This is a genomic window from Streptomyces sp. NPDC054883 (genome assembly GCF_053610645.1).
Window position 1 is genome coordinate 1 of the sequence record NZ_JBSGYT010000063.1, and the last position, 18,953, is coordinate 18,953.

Here is an 18,953-nt window from a genome sequence, read left to right on the forward strand (position 1 = left end):
GGATGCTCTTCTCACCCGGGCCGGTCCGGCAGCGCCGGCTGACGAGGCGACCGGTCAGGCGATGTCGCTGACGTCCGCGCCGCCGCGGCCGAGGCCCAGCCGGCCGAGGCCGGTGTCGGCGGCCGCCGCCTCGCGGAACGCCGTCAGACCGTCGAACAGCGCCCGCCGCTGCTCACGGCTGAGACGCTCCAGCACCGTTTCGAGCTCCTTCGCCCGGGCGGCGCGTACCGACGCGAGGACGCTGCGGCCGCTGCGGCTCAGCCGGACCTCCACCTCCCGGCGGTTCGCCGTGGCCCTGGAGCGCTGGACCAGACCGGCCGCTTCGAGCCGGTCGCAGAGCCGGCTCACCGAGGGCGGTGTCGAACCGAGCGCTTCGCCGAGGTCGCGGAGGTTGACGCCCTCCCGCTCGTCGATCACGGTCAGGGCGCGCAGCTGCGAGGGGGGCACGGGGGCGGGTACGGCTTCCTGGCCGCGGCCCCACAGAACGTCCAGCATCTCCAGGAGCGCGGATGCCTCGGTAGCCACCTGCCCGGGGTGCAGGGGTGGCAACGGGAAGCTGTGCGGCATCGCACCACTCTCTCATCCGATAGACCGTTTGTCAGCCCGCCGGCCTTGCGGGGGCAGGTGGCGAAGGCCCCTCGTCCGGGCGGTCACCGGGCCCTGCGCGGTGATCCGCATGGCGAGGGCGAGGGTGTCGTCGGCATGGAGGACGACGGTGTGCATCTCGGCGGCCACGGCGTCGGGGATCTCAGCTATGGCACGGTGGGCGTGCTGCTCGACGGCCTTCACGAGCCGCGACTCGCCCTCGATCAGGTCCCTGCGGCTCTCGGTGAGACCGTCGGTGTAGAGCAGGAGGAGGTCCCCCGGTTCCATCCGGTCCCGGAGGACACCGTCACTGCCGGGGGCGGGGAACCCGATGCCCCGGCCGCTCGCTTCGAGGAACTGCGGTGCGCTGCCGCCCCGTGCGAGGAGCGGGGGCGGGTGGCTGCCGTTGGCCACCTGGAGCTCCCCGGTGGCGGGGTCGAGCCGGACCAGGAGCACCGTCGCCATCAGATCCGGATTGAAGGGCAGGAGCAGGTGGTGGGTGCGCGCGAGGATGGAGTGCAGGGGGTGCCCCTCCAGGGCCAGGGTGCGTACCGCGTGGGTGACCGTGACCGCGCCACGGGTGCTGCGCACGCCGTGGCCCAACGCGTCGACCACGGTGACGTGCACCGTCCCGTCGGGCAGGGTGAACCAGTCGTAGAGGTCCCCGCCGGTCGGGGCGGCGGGGTCGGCGGGCGCGTAGTGCACGGCCAGTTCCAGGCCGTCGACCTGCGGCGGGAGCGGACGCAGCGCGTCCTCCAGTTCCCGCAGGACCCGGCCGTGGGCCTTGCGCACCTGCTCCTCGCGCTCGTCCAGCTGCACGTAGAGGGCGAGGACCCCGGCGTTCGTCTCGGCCAGTTCGTGCTTGAGCAGCCGGTGCTCGGCGCCGAGCGAGTCCGCCCGGGCGAAGGCGGCACGGAGCTCCTCGTCGGCCTCGCGCTCCCGCGCCGGCAGGGAGGCCGGCGTCGGCGTCGGCGTCGGGGGCTCCTCGAACGGTCCGGGGGACCGGTCGGGCAGGGCGATGTGCCAGGTGACCGAGTTCGCCGACGTGACGTGCGCGGTCAGCGGCAGGTCGGCGCCGCGCAGCGGACCGGCCGCCCGCGGGGCGGTGAGGGTGACGTTCAGCTGGGAGCCCTCTTGCGCGCCGTCGAACACGGTGGACAGCGTGACGGGATGCCCGGCCTCGAACTCCGGGGAGGCCAGGTCCGTCACGGACAGCACCAGCCGGCCGCGTACCTCCGGGGGGAGCCGGTAGCCGCGGGCGAGGCCGCGCACCTCCTCACGGAGCACGTTGACGTCCCGGAAGAGCCTGCTCATGACGGTGGGCCGGGGGCTCTGGCCACCAGCACGGTGGCGTCGTCGCGGGTGCGGTGGTAGCCGTGCGCCACGGTCGCGGCGAGCAGCGGGGCGGGCAGCCGCAGGAAGTGGGCGGGCGGGGTGTGCGCCCACCGCAGGTCGATGCCGTCGGTGTGCAGCGCGGTGGTGGTCGCCCCGGTCAGGGGGACCCGGTGCGAGCGCGGGTCGGGCATCCGCCAGCCGACCACGCCCGGCTGACCCGTCAGCCGGTGGTGCACCTCGTCGGGAGAGAGCGCCACCATCCGGACATTGCCGATCCCGCAGTACTCGGCCTCCCCGGCGCGCAGCCGCAGGAGCGCCACGGCGGCTCCCCGGGTGTGCCGCAGCGCCCGGTGCAAGGCCGTCATGATGTCCGGAAGGGTCGCCTCGGCGGCGCCGCGGAAGGAACGCACCGCCGCTTGGGCGGCCTCCGCCGCCTCCTGGCCGTGTCCGAGACCGTCGACGACGAGCGCGGTGCGCACGTCGCCGAGGTCGGCCACGACCGCGGCGTCCCCGCACTCCTCCTGGCCGGCGGCGGGCAGGCAGACCAGCCCCACCGGCTGGCGCGCCGCTTCGCGCTCGTGGGGAAGGGCGAGCCGGGCACAGACCAGGGTGCCGCTGCCGGTGTCGGTCCGCGAGCTGATGGCGACCTCCGTGGCGATGCGTCCGACCGCGCCCAGACCGGCACCGAGGGTCCCCGTGGTGGTGTAGCCGTCGGCCAGGCACCGCGCGACTTCCGCTATGCCCGGGCCCCGGTCCGCGGCCAGTACCTCCACACCGCCGCCCAGCGGCAGCGGCTGGATGTAGAGGACGCCGTCGCGGGCGTGCTTGTCGATGTTGCTGGCCAGTTCAGACGCGACCACGGCCGCCTGGTCGGGCAGCGCGCCGGGCAGCCGGCATTCCTGCGCCACCGCGCGCGCGGTCTCGGCGGCGACGTGCACCGCGCTGTAGTGGTCGATCCGGACCTGACGCGTCGGCGCCACGGGGGCCGGCACCATCAGCGCCGCCAGCGGGTGGTGACGACCGTCGTGCCCTCGCCCGGGACGCTGCGCACTTCGAACTCGTCCATCAGCCGGCGGGCCCCGCCCAGGCCGTGGCCCAGGCCCACCCCGGTGCTGTAGCCGTCGGCCAGCGCGGCCTCCACGTCGGGGATGCCCGGACCGCGGTCGCTGATCGTCAGCCGGAGCCCGGTACGGCCCTCCGCCCGGGCGGAGTCGACGACGAGGTCTCCGCCTCCGCCGTGGATGTAGGCGTTGCGCGCCAGTTCGCTGGCCGCGGTGATCACCCTCGTCTGGTCGATGATGGAGAATCCGGCCGTCACGGCGGCGAACCGTACGGCGTGCCGGACCGCCAGCAGATCGTCCTCGGTGGTCAGGGAGAGCCGGACGGCTTCCGGGCCGGCGTCGGGAGCGGCCGGCCGCGCCGTGTCGGGGCTGCCCACGGTCCGGTTGCCGTCAGCCAGTGGCGTCATGCGGCGCCCCTTCCAGGGGCCGCGGGATCTGGGCCCAGCCCAGCGCGGCCATGCCCTGCTCGGCGTGCAGCGCCGTTTCGACGCCGGTCAGTTCCAGTCCCAGCTCCACGAGGGTGATGGCCACCGGGGGGCGCATCCCGGCCACGATGACCCGGGCCCCCAGCAGCCGGGCCATGCCCGTGAGCTCCATCAGGTTGCGCGCCACGAACGAGTCGATGATCTCCAGGCGGGAGATGTCGATGAGGACGCCCCGGGCCCGGTCGGCGGAGATCCGCTCGGTGAGTTCCCGGGCGAAGGCCACGGCCGACTTGTCGTCCAGCTCGTTGAGCAGGCCGGTGACCAGCACGTCGCCCAGACGCAGGATCGGAACGGCGGATGTGGGTGCGGTCATCGGGCAACCGGGGCGCGCGGGGCCGGCGCGGAGCCGCCGGTGATCTTCATCGCTTCGGACAGGGCCTCGGCGAGCGTGGCCCGGGTCAGGATGTCGAAGAGGTCGATGCCGAGCTGCGCGATGGTCTGTGCGATGGTGGGCCGGATGCCACTGATGATGCAGTCGGCGCCCATCAGGCGTACCGCCCGCACGGTCTGCATGAGGTGCTGGGCCACGGCGGTGTCGACGGTCGGCACGCCGGTGATGTCGATGATCGCGACCTCTGCGTCCTCGTCCTGGATGGCCTGGAGCAGGTTCTCCATCACCACCTGGGTGCGCGCGGTGTCCAGGGTGCCGATCAACGGCACGGCGACCACCTGCCGCCACAGGCGTACGACGGGGGTCGAGACCTCCAGCAGCTGCCGGCTCTGCCGCCGGATGATGTCCTCCCGGCCTTCGACGTACGTGGCGAAGGACAGGGCGCCGGCCGCGTCGAGCAGCTGGTTGATCAGCAACGCCGCCGAGAACAGCCGGCCGGTGTCGTCGATGGTCTCCCGGACGATCTCCAGCAGGACGTCCTTGAGGGCCAGTACGGACATCGAGGTGGCGGTGGGCGTCGCCCCGGCCCGCGCCCTGCGCAGGGACAATTCCCGGACGGCCTCGCGCAGTTCGCGGTGCAGGTTCACCACTTGGTCGACCGGCAGGGTGGTGTCGAGGCCGGCGAGGAGCGCGGAGGCGAGGGTGTCGGCCTCGTAGCGCAGCTCGCGCTCGCTGTTGGCGGGGTCCATGGGGGTGCGCTCCAGCTGAAGCAGAACCCAGCGATCAGCTATGTCGTCCGCGCGTCCCTTCAACGAATCCACCACGAGCTGGCGGACATCGGCCGCACCGGCCGAGCTGCTGACCACGCGGGTCTCCTTTCGCTGTGCCCGGCGTCAAGACTTAACGCATGGCAATGGTTGTCTGACGGCAAATATACGCAGGACGCCACCCAGGAGGGAAGTCCTGGGTGTTTCCGGCGGATCGCCTCACAGATCCAAAAGGATGTCCCCGATTTCGCGGCCGAATCGCCCCGGCCTTGTGGAGGGCGTCACTTCCGCCCCCGCACGGTGACCAGTTCAGCGGCGTTGGGACGGGCCGGCGGCGCGGCCGCACACGGCCGAGACGGTGCTCACCACGCCTATCCACGCGGTGACCGCCGCCCAGGCCATGGCCGCCGAGCCGCTGACGGCGCCCGCGACGAGCAGCACCAGGCAGGTGCCCAGCAGCACCGCGGCGAGCATCCGTTTCGCCGGCGGCCGAGCGGGCGCGGCGGGCCGGTCCGTATGCCGCCGCGGTTCCGGTCGGTCGCGCCACGCGGCGATCTCGCGCGTGGAAAGTCTCCCCCGTGCCGGCATGTGCGCCTCCAGATGGCGGGTCCGCCCTCCGCGGGCGGGCGTGCGGTGGTGCGGGGGCCCGGTAGCCGGGCTCCCGGTGGTCAGAGACGGCCTCCGGTCAGCCGGGAGAGGCGGCCGCGGCGCCGCAGTCCCGCCCGGCGGCCGGCCGCGTAGGAGATGGCGATGACGGCCGCCGTGCCGGTCGCGGCGCCGGCGCTGACGCCCTTGCGGGCGAGTGCGGCCTGCCAGAGCCATCCGGCGCGCCCGACGGTGCCGCGCAGGGCCAGCGCCGCGGCGCGCGTCTTCTCCGCGAGCGGGGCGGGCAGCACGGTGGGTGCTTCCGCGGCCTCGGCCCGCTGGTCCCGCCGCTTGGTCGCGGTCGTCCCGTTGGGGTGGGAACCGGGGGAGGCGGCCTTGGAGTCGGGGGAGTTCTCGTCTGCGCTCATGCAGCGCGTGTGACCGCATCGGCGCGAGTTAACCCGGCGGATTCCGGCCAACCGACCCCGTGCCGCGGCCCTTCGGATGGCAGCCGTGCGGCCGCGGGTCCGGTGTGACTTCCCGTGTCCGGCGCGCTACTTTGTGCACATGATCAGTGCGGCGTCGGCTCCCGCGGTGGATCACCGCACGAGGACCCTCGGCGTCCTCGCGCTGCTGCTGGCGGTCGCCCTGCACCTCCTCGGATGCCTGCACGGTCCGGGCGGCGACGGCCCCCACCTGCGGCCGGATCCCGCCGCGCCGGTTTCCGCCACCGTGCTCCACGGCCCCCCGGCCGACCACGCGGTGCCGGTGGACCGGGCCGAGCCGGGGGAGCAGTGTCCCGACGGGCTCGGCCACGCGGCCGACCGGGTACGGGGGGACGCCCACGCCGCGCCGCCGACGGCCCGTACGCCGCTCGGCTGCGCGGAGCCCGTCTCGTCGGCGGGTACGGCCGGGGCCGCCGCGGCCGGGGGCCCGGGTGGCCGAGGGGTCCTCGCGGCGACGTGCGTGACGCGGACCTGACCGGTCCCGCACGGCCGCCGCCGCTGCGTACCGGTCCGCGCGCGGCTGCCCGCGGCCGCCCGGCGCAACACCCGCCGTGCGTTCGCGCCCCTGATCCCGCCGATGCCCCGCGCCGCCGCGCGCCCCGGGCCGAGGAGCCGTGACACCGATGCCGCACACCTCCGTGTACGAACCCGCCGCCCTGAACGCAGCCTCGCCGAACGCGCCCTCCCTGAACGCAGACCTTCCGCACGGCCCCGCCCCGCAGCCCGCGCACCGGCCCGCGGACCTCGTCGGCCGCACTCCGGTGCTGTGGGTCGGCGAGCCCTTCGCGGAACCCGGCCGCGGATTCTGGGCCAAGCTGGAGGGTGCCAACCCGGGCGGCATCAAGGACCGGCCGGCCCTGCACATGGTGGCCCGCGCCCGGGCCCGCGGCGAGCTCGCCGACGGAGCGCCGGTCATCGAGTCCTCCAGCGGGACCCTGGCCCTGGGCCTGGCCCTGGCCGGAATCACGTACGGGCATCCGGTGACCGTCGTCACCGACCCCGGGCTGGAACCCTCGATCGGGCGGGCCCTGGCCGCCTACGGAGTCCACGTCGACACGGTCACCGCCGCGCACCCCACCGGGGGCTGGCAGCAGGCCCGCCGCGACAGGGTCACCGAGCTGCTGCGCCGGCACCCCGGCGCGTGGTGTCCGGACCAGTACAACAACCCCGACAACGCCGCCGCCTACACCCCGCTGGCCGCCGAACTCGTCGCCCAACTCGGCCGCGTCGACGTACTGGTCGCCTCGGTCGGCACCGGCGGCCACTCCGCCGGGATCTCCGCCGCGCTGCGCCGGACCTGCCCCGGGCTGGTACTCATCGGCGTGGACTCCACCGGCTCCACCATCTTCGGGCAGCCCGCCGGACAGCGCCTGATGCGGGGCCTCGGCTCCAGCATCCACCCCGCGAACGTCGCCCACGAGGCCTTCACGGAGGTCCACTGGGTCGCCCCCGCTGAAGCCGTCACCGCCTGCCGCGCCCTGGCCCGCCACCACTACGCCACCGGCGGCTGGAGCGTGGGGGCGGTCGCGCTGGTCGCCGGCTGGGCCGCGCGCACCCGCCCCGCCGGGACCCGGATCGCCGCCGTCTTCCCCGACGGCCCGCACCGCTACCTCGACACCGTCTACGACGACGCCTGGTGCCACCGCCACGGCCTGCTCGGCGGCCCGCTCCCCGACGCCCCGCAGGAGATCGGCCACCCGGCGGAGCGGGTGGTCACGGCCTGGACGCGCTGCACCGGCATCACCGCCCCGGCGCCGCGCGCCGGCACCGCCCTGGCGGGTGCGCGATGAGGCGGCTGCGCGCCCGGATGCGCTCCTTCGACCCCAGCGTGCGGCTGCTGATGGTCAACCAGTTCGGGATCAACCTCGGCTTCTACATGCTCATGCCCTACCTCGCCGACCACCTCGGGCACGGCCTCGGCCTCGCCGCCTGGGCCGTCGGGCTGGTCCTCGGCGTACGGAACCTCTCCCAGCAGGGGATGTTCTGGCTGGGCGGCACCCTCGCGGACCGGATCGGCTACAAGCCGATGATCCTCGCCGGGTGCGCGCTGCGCACGGGGGCGTTCGCGCTGCTGGCCGTCGCCGACACGCTGCCCGCGCTCGTCGTCGCCTCGGCGGCCACCGGATTCGCCGGGGCGCTGTTCAACCCGGCCGTGCGGGCCTACGTCGCGGCCGGGGCCGGCCCCCGGCGGGTGGAGGCCTTCGCCTGCTTCAACGTCTTCTACCAGGCCGGCATCCTGCTCGGGCCGCTCGCCGGACTCGCCCTGCTGCTGCTCGACTTCCGGCTCGTCTGCGCGGCGGCAGCGGCGGTCTTCGGCGTACTGGCCGTCGTACAGGCCCGGTCGCTGCCCGCGCGACGGCCGGATCCCGACCCGCAGCGGCTGGCCGGCTGGCGGGGCATCGCCGCCGACTGGGGGACCATCGCCCGCAACCGGCCCTTCGTCCTGTTCTCCGGCGCGATGGCCGGCTCCTACCTGCTGGCCTTCCAGACCTACCTGGCCCTGCCGTTGCGGGCGCGGACCCTGTTCGGAGACGGCGCGGGCGCCGCCATGGGCGTCGCCTTCGCCGTGTCGGCGCTGGTCGCGGTCGTGGGCCAGCTCCGGCTGACCGACTGGGCCCGCGAGCGCCTGGACGCGCCGAAGGCCATCGCGACCGGCCTCACCGTCATGGGCGCGGCCTTCCTCCCGCTGCTGCTGCCCGTGGGCCGCTGGGGCGGGGCGGCCGCCCTGATCGGCTGCGCGGCGCTGCTGGCCGCCGGGTCGGCGCTGCTGTACCCGTTCGAGATGGACACCCTGGTCCGCTTCTCCGGCGAACGGCTGGTCGCCACCTACTACGGCGCCTACAGCACTGCCTCCGGGATCGCCGTCGCGGCGGGGAACCTGGGCGTGGGCGCCCTGTTCGACCTCGCGACCCGGCTGGACGCCCCGTGGCTGCCGTGGGCGGTGCTGGCCGCCGTGGGCGCCGCCTGCGCGGCGGCCCTGACCGCCCTGCGCCGCAGCGCCTGCTTCGCCCCGGATCCGGCCCCCGCGCCGAGGGCCGCCCCGGTCTGACGCCGGGGCGGTCCCGCAGTCCGCACGGGCGCCACAAGGGTGATGACGTAGCAATCACGAGTCGCGCTCGGCAAGTGCAGCCGCCGCGACCTCGCCGACCGGCCGGACACAGCGCCGGCCCTCCTGGCGGAACCCGTCGCCGCCGCGCGCCGCATGTACGCACTGGACCCCCCCGATCCGCGCTGGTGACAACGGCGTTGGCCGCCTACCGAGACCAACTGGTGTGTGGGGCGCCAACCGGAGATGCGCGCCGTGGACCAGGAGGCGGCCCTCGTCGCCGGGTCCGCACCCGCCTCCCTGTCGCAGGTACCGAGGAGGGGACGTGGGCGATCGTTCGGTGCGGAACGGCACTCGCGGCAGCGGCAGCGCTCCGCGGTGCCGCAGCACTCGCCCCCGGTACGGGGCGCCGGGGGCGGTCCGCGGTCGGTGGGCCGGCGCCGCGGCCGTGCGGTCGTGGCGCCGGCCGGGCCGCCCTACGGGGCGGTGGTTTCCGCTTCGGCGGGGTCCGGGGCCGCGTGCTCGGCCGGCGGGGCGGTATCCAGCGCGTCCAACGCCGAGTACGCGACGACGGGTTCCGGGAGCGCGGGAGCGGGCGCCGGTTCCTCGGACCGGTAGAGCAGGGCCATGCCCGCGAGGGCGGCGCCGAGGACCGCCAGGAGCACCGCGAAGCCCGTGGACCACGGCAGGAGCCCGCCGACGGCGCCGCCGAGGGGGGAAAGCCCCGTCATGGCCGCCAGCGCGTGCACCGACAGGATCCCGAGACAGGTGAGGGCGGCGGCCGCCCAGACCCTGGTGCGGTCCCGCACCACCAGGCCGACGGCCAGCGCCAGGCAGACCGCCGCGACGCCGAGCAGCAGCCAGGTCCCGGCGCCGCCCTCGGACATCAGCCGGGACGGGCGCCGGGGCAGGTACAGGAGCGCTGACCCGCTCAGGGCCGCCACGGCGGGCCACCGCAGTCCCCGGCCGGGCGCCCCGGCAGGCCGGGGCGCCCTGGGTTCGTCCTGTTTCTTCGCGCGGGCGCCGCGCTTACCGGAGCCGCGCCGCCCGGCTTCGCCGTCATGTCCTATTCGGTCGGGCTGCGGCGCGGGGGCCTCCTCGTGGTCCTCGCTCAGGAGGAGCGCGAGCGAGACGACGTCCTCGACGGGGCGACTGACCGCGGCGGCGCGCAGCGCTTCGTTCGCGGCGTCGGGAACCTGGCCGGACCGCCTCAGCAGCGTCACCAGGTCGGCGACCTCGTCCAGGGGCCGGCAGGCGACCGCCGTCTGCAACAGGGTCCGCAGGCCGTCGTCACCGACGGCGGTGACCGGAGTGTCACCGGAGCCGGTGACGGCTTCCGCCGCCGGGGCCGGCTCCTCTTCCCCGGCCTGGGGTGGGGGGTAGTCACTCATAGAACGCTCCGTCCGGGTTGACCGTCGCGTGACGACCGCGCACGGCTGGGGCCTCGCGGCCCCCACAACGTGAGGAGATGTCCACTCGCCGTCACGATGCAGCACATCGGCGGACCCCACCATGCGGAGCAAGCAAACGAGTGCAGCCTCCCGCCCGGCTTGCGCCGCGCGACGTTCCGTGCGACCGGCCCGCCCCCCCGCCGCCGGTCGCGGCACTAGCGGCCGGACTTGCCGCTCGTGAGCGGCCACTCGCGGTTGAGGGAGCCGAGCGGGATCCGGCGTTCGAGGACGGGCGTGCCGAACAGGGACAGCTGCAGGTGCAGCTGCCCGCTCAGGTCGAAGCCGCCGTAGAGCGCCCACGCACCGCTCACGGAGGTCTTGCCGTCCGTGGCGGCGGAGGCCTTGGCGTCGGCCTCGCCGCGCAGGTAGGGGGCGAAGTCCGCGGAGACGCCGACGGCCCCGTACAGGCCTACGGAGGCCTCGGCGCCGAGGGCGCTCTTGACCCGGCCGGCGGCCGTGACCTCGGCCTTCACCGGGGAACTGTGGACGTTGGACGTACTGACCGGGGTCCAGCCCCGGCCCGTCGCGTAGCTGCCGCCGACCCGGAAGTCGCCCTTGACGTCCTGCCGCACGTCGAGGGTGACGCGCCCGTCGGCCTCCACCTGGACGTAGCAGGTGAGGTCGAGGTTGACGACGACCGGTACGGGGCCCACCTGGATGACCGGGGCGCTGTGCAGCTTGGCGAACGGGATCCGCTTGGGGGCGCCGGTGCCGGCGGCGGCGTGGCCCTTGAGGCTCCACTGCGAGGACCAGTCGCCGCTCATGCCGAGGAACGCGGAGCGCGGGCCGGAGCCGCCCGATCCGTCGTACGCGAACTCGACCGTGGGCGCGAGCTGGACGAATCCCGAAACCGAAGCGCCGGCCCGGACGGGGGCGTCCGGGGCGGTGTCCACCGGGGCGTCGACGTCCAGGCGCAGGCTGCCGAGGGGCAGCTTCGTGCCCTCGGGACCGAACCGCACCCCCTGGCTCTTCGCCCAGGAGAGGGTGACGCCCTTCATCAGGGGCTCCACGGTGACCGACGCCGGGTCGACGGGGACCTTGCCGTCGGCCTTGTCGTCGTTGAGGGCCGAGGACAGCGTGGTGGCAGCCGTGGTGACCTCGGTACCCCGGTCGGTCTGCCTGCCGACTTCGGTGACCCTCGCGAGCAGGCCGTCGGGGGCGCCCGGCGCCGGTGCACTGGCGATGACGTCGCCGACGGCCACCGGCTTGTCGGCGGCGGGGGAGCGGTCCGGCGAAGGGCTCGCGGAGCGGTCCGGGGAGTGCCCGGAAGAGCGGCCCGGGACCGGCGAACCGGCCCTCGGCGACGAGGCTATGACGGCCCGTCGGGTGGCCGGGTCGTAGGAGGCGACCTTGAGCGACGACTTCACCGGCGTCCCCTTGCCGGCGCCGTCGGCGCGGGTCACCGCGGTCGTCTCGACGGCTCCTTGCGGGGCCGCCGCTACGTCGAGCTGCCGGGTTCCGTCGGCAACCGGGCCGAGGACGGCGGGACTTGCGGCGTCCGCCGCTGCGGTGTGCCCGGCCGAGGAGCAGCCGGTGGCGGTGAGCGCCAGGGTGGTGAGACCGGGGAGCAGGAGGCGTCTGGCGAGCTTGCGCACGTACGTGAAGACCTTCTGGTGAGGGGAGTTGCGCTACTGATGAGTAACGTGAGGCCCGATCATGCCAGGCCCGCCCACCGCGCCGATGACAACCGGCCACCGGTCCCGGACATCCGCGTCCCGGACGGGACTTGATCGCGGGCCGGGGGCAGGTCAGCATCCCTGTATGACAGAAGTGATCGCAGTCGCAGTCATCACCCTCCTTGCCGTCATCAGCCCGGGCGCCGATTTCGCGATGGTCGTCCGCAACAGCTATCTGTACGGGCGCCCCACGGGGCTCTTCGCCGCCGCCGGAGTCGCGGCGGGCGTGCTGGTGCACGTCTCGTACACGATGCTCGGGGTCGGGCTGCTGATCGCCTCCTCCACGGCCCTGTTCACGGCGATCAAGCTGGCGGGCGCCGCGTACCTCGTGTGGATCGGCGTCCGTACCTTCCGGGCCCGGGCCGAGCTCACCGTGGACCTGGAGTCGAAGCCGCAGTTGACGCGGACGGGCGCGCTGCGCAGCGGGTTCCTGACCAACGTGCTCAACCCGAAGACCACGCTGTTCGTCGTCTCGACCTTCACCCAGGTCGTCCACGCGGACACGCCGGTGTGGCAGCAGGCCGGATACGGACTCTTCATGTCCGCGGCGCACCTTGGCTGGTTCGGTGCGGTGGCGCTGTTCTTCTCGAACGAGCGGCTGCGCGACCGCATGCTGCGGGCGCAGAAGGCGCTGAACCGGGCGATCGGCTCCGTGCTGGTGGGCCTGGGAGTCGGGCTCGGCTTCGCCCGCTGACGGGCGAGCGCGCCGCGCGCCCCGCCGGTCCCTACTCCGGGGCGGATTCCGCGGCCACCCACTCCAGATAGGCCGGTGAACCGTCCAGTACCGGCAGGACGATCCACTCCGGCACCTCGTACCCGTGGTGCTGCCCGATCCACTCGGCCAGGGCCGGCAGCCGGGCCGACGACGTCTTGTACGAGACGCGCCACTCGGTCGCCGTCTCGACGGCGTCCTGCCACCGGTACACGGCCGTGAGTGGCCCGTCGACGTGCGCACACGCCGCGAGCCGGGCTGCCACGGCGCCCCGGGCCAGGCCCCTGGCCCTGTCCTCGTCGTCGATCGTCGTCTGTGCGAGCACGATGTCCGTTGCCACGTCGGCCCCTTGCAGTCGGTGTGGTTCCACCGTAAGGGCGCGCCGCCCCGGGCACACGTCAGGGCCGGCCCGTCACGGGCCGGCCCTGACAGGGCGGTCAGACGAGGTCGAACCGGTCCAGGTTCATGACCTTGTCCCACGCGGCCACGAAGTCCTTGACGAACTTCTCCTTCGCGTCGTCGCTCGCGTAGACCTCGGCGAGGGCGCGCAGCTCGGAGTTGGAACCGAAGACGAGGTCGGCACGGCTGCCGGTCCACTTGACCTCGCCGGTGGCGGCGTCGCGGCCCTCGAAGGCGTTCGCGTCCTCGGACGTCGCCGTCCACGTCGTGCCCAGGTCGAGCAGGTTGACGAAGAAGTCGTTCGTCAGCTTCCCGGGGGCCGTGGTGAGCACACCGAGCGGCGACTGCTGGTGGTTCGCACCCAGCACGCGCAGACCACCGACGAGGGCCGTCATCTCGGGGGCGCTCAGGTTCAGCAGGTTGGCCCGGTCGATGAGCAGGTACTCGGCCGGGAGCCGGTTGCCCTTCCCGAGGTAGTTGCGGAACCCGTCCGCGGCCGGCTCCAGCGCGGCGAACGACTCGACGTCGGTCTGCTCCTGGGAGGCGTCCACCCGGCCGGGGGTGAAGGGCACCTGGACGTCGAAGCCGGCGTCCTTGGCGGCCTTCTCGACGCCGGCGGCGCCCGCGAGCACGATCAGGTCGGCGAGCGAGATCCGCTTGCCTCCGGTCTGCGCCGCGTCGAAGGACTCCTGGATCCCGGTCAGCGTGCGCAGCACCGCCGCCAGCCGGTCGGGCTCGTTGACCTCCCACCCGCTCTGCGGCTGGAGGCGGACGCGCGCGCCGTTGGCGCCACCGCGCTTGTCGCTGCCGCGGAAGGAGGAGGCCGCGGCCCATGCGGTGGAGACGAGCTCGGACACCGACAGGCCGGAGGCGAGGACCTGCTCCTTGAGGGAGGCGACGTCCGCCGGGTCGACGAGCTCGTGCGTCAGCGCGGGCAGCGGGTCCTGCCACACCAGCGTCTCGGACGGGACCTCCGGGCCGAGGTAGCGCACGATCGGGCCCATGTCACGGTGGGTCAGCTTGAACCAGGCGCGGGCGAACGCGTCCGCGAACTCGGCCGGGTTCTCCAGGAAACGCCGGGAGATCTGCTCGTAGGCCGGGTCGAAGCGGAGCGAGAGGTCGGTCGTCAGCATCGTCGGCGCGTGGCTCTTGGCGGAGTCGTGCGCGTCGGGCACGGTACCGGCCCCGGCGCCGTCCTTCGGCCGCCACTGGTGCGCGCCGGCAGGGCTCTTGAAGAGCTCCCACTCGTAGCCGAACAGGATCTCGAAGAAGCTGTTGTCCCAGGTGATCGGGGTGTTCGTCCAGATGCCCTCGAGGCCGCTGGTGATGGCGTCGCCGCCCTTGCCGGTACCGAAGGCGTTGCTCCAGCCCAGGCCCTGCGCCTCCAGCGGCGCGGCCTCCGGGTCGGGTCCGACGTTGTCCGCCGGGCCGGCGCCGTGGGTCTTGCCGAAGGTGTGCCCGCCCGCGATCAGGGCGACCGTCTCCTCGTCGTTCATCGCCATCCGGCGGAACGTCTCACGGATGTCGCGGGCCGCGGCGAGCGGGTCCGGATTGCCGTTGGGACCCTCGGGGTTGACGTAGATCAGGCCCATCTGGACCGCGCCGAGCGGGCTCTCCAGGTCCCGGTCGCCGGTGTAGCGCTCGTCGCCGAGCCAGGTGGTCTCCGGACCCCAGTACACGTCCTCGTCGGGCTCCCAGACGTCCGCGCGGCCGCCGCCGAAGCCGAAGGTATCGAAGCCCATGGATTCCAGGGCGACGTTGCCGGCGAGGATCATGAGGTCGGCCCAGGAGAGGCTCTGGCCGTACTTCTTCTTGACCGGCCACAGCAGGCGCCGGGCCTTGTCGAGGTTGCCGTTGTCCGGCCAGCTGTTGAGCGGGGCGAAGCGCTGCTGCCCGGCTCCGGCGCCGCCGCGGCCGTCGCTGATGCGGTAGGTGCCCGCGCTGTGCCAGGCCATGCGGACCATGAAGGGGCCGTAGTGGCCGAAGTCGGCGGGCCACCAGTCCTGCGAGGTCGTCAGCACCTCGGCGATGTCCTGCTTCACGGCGGGGAGGTCGAGGGACTTGAAGGCCTCGGCGTAGTCGAAGTCCTCGCCGAGCGGGTTGGCCACGGCGGGGTTCTTGGCCAGGATCTTCAAGTTGAGGCGTTCCGGCCACCACTGGCGGTTTCCGCCGCCCTGCGTGGGGTGCGGGGCGCGCTCGTGGGCGACGGGACAGCCGCCGGAGCCCTCCGTTTTGGCGTCTACGACGATTGCATCATGGTTCTCAGACATGGGAATCCTTCCGGACCAGGCGGATCGTGGTGCTCAGGTTCTGCATGCGGTGGATCAAGCGGGGCACGGGCCCCCAGTAGCTGGCCTAGGCCTCGTCGGTCGCCTCGGCGCCGAGGTGGTCACCGTCCCGGACGGTCTCGGGCAGCGGGACGCGGGGCCGCCGCCACCCGCCCGACGGCACCGCGCGGTGCCTCGGCGGTGGCCGCTCACGCTCCGTCTCCTGCCGCTGTGGAATCTTCGTGTCCCTTGGCTATCAACGGAACCGATCCTACGATGGACGCAATCCAAGTCAAGAAGCACACCAAGCCCGTATCGAACCGGATTCCGCGCGTTCACGAGTGGAGTTCGAGAGGTCCCGCCGGACCGGAAGACCGGACCAGAAGAGGTGAGCCGAGATGAGTGACCTGCTGGAGCGCCTGCGCGCACGCGGCTGGCGAATGACCGCCCAGCGGCGGGTCGTTGCGGAGGTCCTCGACGGTGAGCACGTACACCTCACGGCCGACGAGGTGCACGCCCGCGCGGTACGGCTGCTGCCGGAGATCTCCCGGGCGACGGTCTACAACGCCCTGGGTGAACTGGTCTCCCTGGGCGAGGTGGTCGAGGTCTCCACCGACGGCCGTGCCAAACGCTACGACCCCAACGCCCGCCGTCCGCACCAGCACTTGGTCTGCTCCGGCTGCGGACTCATCCGCGACGTCCACCCGGCCGGCGATCCGCTGTCCCGCCTCCCGGCCGACGAGCGCTTCGGCTTCACCGTCTCCGGCGTGGTGGTCACCTACCGCGGCCTCTGCCCGGACTGTTCCTGAACGTCCGAGACGCCTGCTCCTTGCGCCTGCGACGGGCCGGCGGCCGCACGGGCGGTGACCCGACGTGGGGGGGGGCGGGCCGCCGGTCCGGCCCGTGCCCACCACGTTTGAATTCCGCCGCAGCGAGCACCTCCGAAGGGGACCGAGCGCAGGCGAGCGGCCGCGCCCGGGCAGGTGGAAGGGGCCCCGGCGGCTGCCCACCGCCCGGGCGGCGCGGCGCGGAACGAGCAGGAGTGGACCATGGCTGTGGAGCAGGACGTCGTCGCGGTGATCCTTGAGGACCACCGGCGCATGGAGGACCTCTTCCGTCGGATGCGGAGCGTGGAGGCGGACCGGGCGGCGGCGCTGCGCGAGTTCGCCGCGCTGCTCATCGCCCACGGCGAGGCCGAGGAGGCGGAGGTCTACGTCGCTCTCAAGCGGTTCAAGGGAGTCGACGACGAAGAGGTGGAGCACGGCTCCGAGGAGCACGCCGAGGGGAACGAAGCCCTGCTGGCGCTGCTCGAAGTGTCCGAGGTCGGCTCGGACGAGTGGGACGCGCGTCTGGAGGACCTGGCGAAGGCGGTGTCGCACCACATCGACGAGGAGGAGCGGACGATCCTCAACGGCGCCCGGGAGAGCGTGCCCGACGACCGGCGCGCCGAGCTGGCGGCGGCGTTCCTGCACGAACGCGAGCGGCAGCTCGCCGCGGACTGCGGCAGCGTCGAGAACGTGCGCGCCGTGGTACGGGGATGAGCGCTCAGGGGACCGCGCCCGCGAGCGGGGCCGGGCACCCGGCGGGAAAGACCTCCGGCCAGGACGGCGAGACGCGGCTCACCGTATGGGTGGCCCTCGCGGCGAACCTCGCCATCTGCGTGGCCAAGGCCATCGGCGGCGTCATCGCCGGCTCACCGGCCCTGCTGTCGGAGGCGGCGCACTCGGTGGCCGACTCCATCAACGAGGTCTTCCTGCTGGCGTCGGTCAAGCGCAGCAGGCGTCCCGCCGACACGCGCCACCCGTTCGGCTACGGCAAGGAACGGTTCTTCTGGTCGCTGCTCGCCGCCGTCGGCATCTTCGTCACGGGTGGCTGCTTCTCGGCCTTCCAGGGAGTGGAGGCATTCCGGTCCGGCGGCGGCGAATCGCACAGCGGCTACGTGATCGGCCTGATCGTGCTCTTCGTGGCACTCCTCGCCGAGAGCGTCTCGCTGCTGCGGGCCGTCCTCCAGGTACGCCGCGCGGCCCGCGCGGCCGGCCGCGGCCTGGCGGCGGAGGTGCGCGCCGGGCGGGATCCCGCGCTGCGCACCGTCCTGGCGGAGGACAGCACGGCCTGCCTGGGCGTGGTCCTCGCCATGGCGGGGATGGCGCTGCACATGGCGACGGGTGAGGTGGCGTTCGAGGCGTGCGCCTCCATCCTCATCGGCATCCTCCTCGTGTACGTCGCCTACGTGCTCGGCAAACAGGCCCGGACCCAGTTGATCGGCGAGGCGGTCGACCCCGGCCTGCAGGACGAGATCCGCGCGCTGCTCGAACGCCAGGCGGAGATCGATTCGGTCACCTCCCTGCTGACCATGCGCCTCGGGCCCGACTCGGCGCTGCTGGCCGCCGGCATCGACCTGACGGCCGGCTACGACAGCGAGACCGTCGAGGACGCGATGGTCCGCATCCGCACCGAGCTGAAGGAACGCTGGCCCGAACTGGACCAGGTGTTCCTCGACGTCACGGACGCCGCGTCGGCCCGCCGCACGGGCGCAATCCCCCGCCCCCGGCCCTGACGCCGGGGCGCCCGCCCGCGGGCCGGTTCAGTAGACGAGCTTGATGGTCACGTCCTTGGGGACCGGGGACGGCACGGTGTGGGTGTACAGGAGCCGGATGGTGGTGAAGCGCTGGACGCCGGGGCGACCGGGCCACGGCTGCGGCTTGCTGAGGGTCACGGTCACGGGATAGGCGTGGAAACGGCCCGCCGCGCAGTAGGGGAGGCAGTCGTTCACCATGTCGGTTCCGGTGGCCGTCGCGGTCCGCGGGCCCCAGGACTCCCACCGCAGCCGGACCAGGTTGTTGTTGCCGTCGCCACAGGCCAGCAGGTACTCCTCGGGGCGCACCTGGGCCTTGGAGAAGCAGTCGACGACCACCACCGGATCGGCCGGCGGGTCGCTCGTCACCGTGGGCGCGGTCCGCGCCGAGGCCGGAACGGCGGTCGCCGCGAGGGCCGCCGCCGCACAGAGCAGCCCGGCCGTCCGCGGTCCGGCCCACCGCACGCCGGCCCGGGGCGCGGGGGCGCGCCGGCCTTCTCCTGAACCGTCCACGAGGCCTCCTCGCCCGTCGTCTCCCGTCGGAGTACGCCCTGCCAGCTTCCCTCATGTGAGCGGACCCCGCATCCGGGTGACCTCCGATCCCTTCCGGGCGCCGCCCCGACGGCCCGGGTCAGGGGAGCGCGACGAGTTCGACCTCGAAGCCGTCCTCGTTCTCCAAGTACGCCGCGTAGTGCCCCGCGCCACCGGCGTGGGGGTGCCGGTCCCCGAACATCAGGCGCCAGCCGTGCCGCACCGCCTCGGCGGCCAACGCCTCGACCGTGGCGGCGTCCTCGACGTGGAACGCCAGATGGTTCAGCCCGGGGCGGCGGCGGTCGTGGTGGACGGCGGTGCGGGCCGGCGACTCTTCGAAGACGAGGTAGACCGGGCCCAGCCGCCAGCTCCTGCCGTTGCTCCAGCTCTGGAACGGCGCATAGCCCAGCGTCTCCAGCAGCCAGCCGAACGCGTCCACGGCGCGGCCGAGGTCGGGCACCCAGATCTCCACGTGGTGCAGCGCGCCGTGCGCCGGCCGGCTCATCCGGTCACTTCCCGGGGGTGCTCGAACGGCCGGCGGAGGCTGTCGGTGAGGAGCAAAGGCGTCATGCCGGTGATCCTCCCAGCCGCCACCGACACCCGGGTCATTAACGTCTTCCGATCTCTTCCTTAAGCCCGCC

General features: G+C 73.7%; 21 protein-coding genes. 7 read left to right on the plus strand and 14 right to left on the minus strand.

From position 1 onward, the window contains the following. Window positions 1–54: 54 nt before the first annotated feature. From ACWGH1_RS31830 to ACWGH1_RS31865, 8 genes are all read right to left on the minus strand, one after another. Entirely contained in the window at window positions 55–525 is a 471-nt protein-coding gene (locus ACWGH1_RS31830; protein WP_453409225.1) for a MarR family winged helix-turn-helix transcriptional regulator, read from the minus strand. A 54-nt stretch (window positions 526–579) separates the two neighbouring features. Then, window positions 580–1,899, minus strand: coding sequence for a PP2C family protein-serine/threonine phosphatase (locus ACWGH1_RS31835; RefSeq protein WP_453355993.1), 1,320 nt, complete (start codon window positions 1,897–1,899; stop codon window positions 580–582). Beyond that, window positions 1,896–2,900: a SpoIIE family protein phosphatase gene (locus ACWGH1_RS31840; RefSeq protein ID WP_453355994.1), complete on the minus strand. Its 1,005-nt coding sequence runs from the start codon at window positions 2,898–2,900 to the stop codon at window positions 1,896–1,898. Before ACWGH1_RS31840 ends, ACWGH1_RS31835 begins: the two co-directional genes overlap by 4 nt. Window positions 2,901–2,914: 14 nt before the next feature. Next, on the minus strand, window positions 2,915–3,388 hold the full coding sequence (locus ACWGH1_RS31845) for an anti-sigma regulatory factor (RefSeq protein WP_453355995.1): 474 nt from the start codon (window positions 3,386–3,388) through the stop codon (window positions 2,915–2,917). Then, window positions 3,372–3,779: an STAS domain-containing protein gene (locus ACWGH1_RS31850; RefSeq protein WP_453355996.1), complete on the minus strand. Its 408-nt coding sequence runs from the start codon at window positions 3,777–3,779 to the stop codon at window positions 3,372–3,374. Before ACWGH1_RS31850 ends, ACWGH1_RS31845 begins: the two co-directional genes overlap by 17 nt. Beyond that, a complete protein-coding gene (locus tag ACWGH1_RS31855; RefSeq protein WP_453355997.1) occupies window positions 3,776–4,663 on the minus strand; it encodes an STAS domain-containing protein in 888 nt (295 codons plus the stop codon). The genes ACWGH1_RS31850 and ACWGH1_RS31855 overlap by 4 nt, the downstream gene beginning before the upstream one ends. 210 nt (window positions 4,664–4,873) lie before the next feature. After that, entirely contained in the window at window positions 4,874–5,026 is a 153-nt protein-coding gene (locus tag ACWGH1_RS31860) for a hypothetical protein (protein WP_453355998.1), read from the minus strand. Between the two features lie 206 nt (window positions 5,027–5,232). Beyond that, window positions 5,233–5,577 carry a hypothetical protein gene (locus tag ACWGH1_RS31865; protein ID WP_453409226.1) on the minus strand — a complete coding sequence of 115 codons (345 nt, stop codon included), beginning with the start codon at window positions 5,575–5,577 and terminating at the stop codon, window positions 5,233–5,235. Window positions 5,578–5,716: 139 nt separating this feature from the next. Here ACWGH1_RS31865 and ACWGH1_RS31870 point away from each other — a divergent pair, with 139 nt between their 5' ends. From ACWGH1_RS31870 to ACWGH1_RS31880, 3 genes are all read left to right on the plus strand, one after another. Then, window positions 5,717–6,130, plus strand: coding sequence for a hypothetical protein (locus ACWGH1_RS31870; RefSeq protein WP_453357121.1), 414 nt, complete (start codon window positions 5,717–5,719; stop codon window positions 6,128–6,130). A gap of 148 nt (window positions 6,131–6,278) precedes the next feature. Next, window positions 6,279–7,445, plus strand: coding sequence for a PLP-dependent cysteine synthase family protein (locus tag ACWGH1_RS31875; RefSeq protein WP_453357120.1), 1,167 nt, complete (start codon window positions 6,279–6,281; stop codon window positions 7,443–7,445). Continuing rightward, a complete protein-coding gene (locus ACWGH1_RS31880) occupies window positions 7,442–8,704 on the plus strand; it encodes an MFS transporter (RefSeq protein WP_453409227.1) in 1,263 nt (420 codons plus the stop codon). Before ACWGH1_RS31875 ends, ACWGH1_RS31880 begins: the two co-directional genes overlap by 4 nt. A 473-nt stretch (window positions 8,705–9,177) precedes the next feature. Here the strand turns inward: ACWGH1_RS31880 and ACWGH1_RS31885 are convergent, their stop codons facing one another. After that, window positions 9,178–10,092, minus strand: coding sequence for a hypothetical protein (locus ACWGH1_RS31885; protein WP_453409228.1), 915 nt, complete (start codon window positions 10,090–10,092; stop codon window positions 9,178–9,180). Window positions 10,093–10,307: 215 nt separating this feature from the next. After that, on the minus strand, window positions 10,308–11,747 hold the full coding sequence (locus ACWGH1_RS31890) for a hypothetical protein (protein WP_453357175.1): 1,440 nt from the start codon (window positions 11,745–11,747) through the stop codon (window positions 10,308–10,310). A gap of 166 nt (window positions 11,748–11,913) precedes the next feature. Here ACWGH1_RS31890 and ACWGH1_RS31895 point away from each other — a divergent pair, with 166 nt between their 5' ends. After that, window positions 11,914–12,522, plus strand: coding sequence for a LysE family translocator (locus tag ACWGH1_RS31895; protein WP_453357176.1), 609 nt, complete (start codon window positions 11,914–11,916; stop codon window positions 12,520–12,522). A 31-nt stretch (window positions 12,523–12,553) separates the two neighbouring features. On the opposite strand, the gene cutA is transcribed toward ACWGH1_RS31895, so the two are convergent. Further along, window positions 12,554–12,880 (minus strand): divalent-cation tolerance protein CutA, encoded by a 327-nt coding sequence (cutA, locus tag ACWGH1_RS31900; RefSeq protein WP_453357177.1) that lies wholly within the window; start codon window positions 12,878–12,880, stop codon window positions 12,554–12,556. A gap of 97 nt (window positions 12,881–12,977) precedes the next feature. After that, entirely contained in the window at window positions 12,978–15,209 is a 2,232-nt protein-coding gene (katG, locus tag ACWGH1_RS31905) for a catalase/peroxidase HPI (protein ID WP_453409229.1), read from the minus strand. 395 nt (window positions 15,210–15,604) lie between these two features. Here katG and ACWGH1_RS31910 point away from each other — a divergent pair, with 395 nt between their 5' ends. From ACWGH1_RS31910 to ACWGH1_RS31920, 3 genes are all read left to right on the plus strand, one after another. Beyond that, the gene (locus tag ACWGH1_RS31910) at window positions 15,605–16,015 is read left to right on the plus strand and encodes a Fur family transcriptional regulator (RefSeq protein WP_453355420.1); all 411 of its coding nucleotides are present in this window, start codon (window positions 15,605–15,607) and stop codon (window positions 16,013–16,015) included. A gap of 240 nt (window positions 16,016–16,255) precedes the next feature. Beyond that, window positions 16,256–16,747, plus strand: coding sequence for a hemerythrin domain-containing protein (locus ACWGH1_RS31915; protein WP_453355421.1), 492 nt, complete (start codon window positions 16,256–16,258; stop codon window positions 16,745–16,747). Continuing rightward, entirely contained in the window at window positions 16,744–17,763 is a 1,020-nt protein-coding gene (locus ACWGH1_RS31920; protein ID WP_453355422.1) for a cation diffusion facilitator family transporter, read from the plus strand. Before ACWGH1_RS31915 ends, ACWGH1_RS31920 begins: the two co-directional genes overlap by 4 nt. A gap of 27 nt (window positions 17,764–17,790) precedes the next feature. On the opposite strand, the gene ACWGH1_RS31925 is transcribed toward ACWGH1_RS31920, so the two are convergent. Both ACWGH1_RS31925 and ACWGH1_RS31930 read right to left on the minus strand, forming a co-directional pair. Then, window positions 17,791–18,294 carry a hypothetical protein gene (locus ACWGH1_RS31925; RefSeq protein ID WP_453355423.1) on the minus strand — a complete coding sequence of 168 codons (504 nt, stop codon included), beginning with the start codon at window positions 18,292–18,294 and terminating at the stop codon, window positions 17,791–17,793. Window positions 18,295–18,412: 118 nt separating this feature from the next. After that, on the minus strand, window positions 18,413–18,817 hold the full coding sequence (locus ACWGH1_RS31930) for a VOC family protein (RefSeq protein WP_453355424.1): 405 nt from the start codon (window positions 18,815–18,817) through the stop codon (window positions 18,413–18,415). Window positions 18,818–18,953 lie beyond the last annotated feature (136 nt).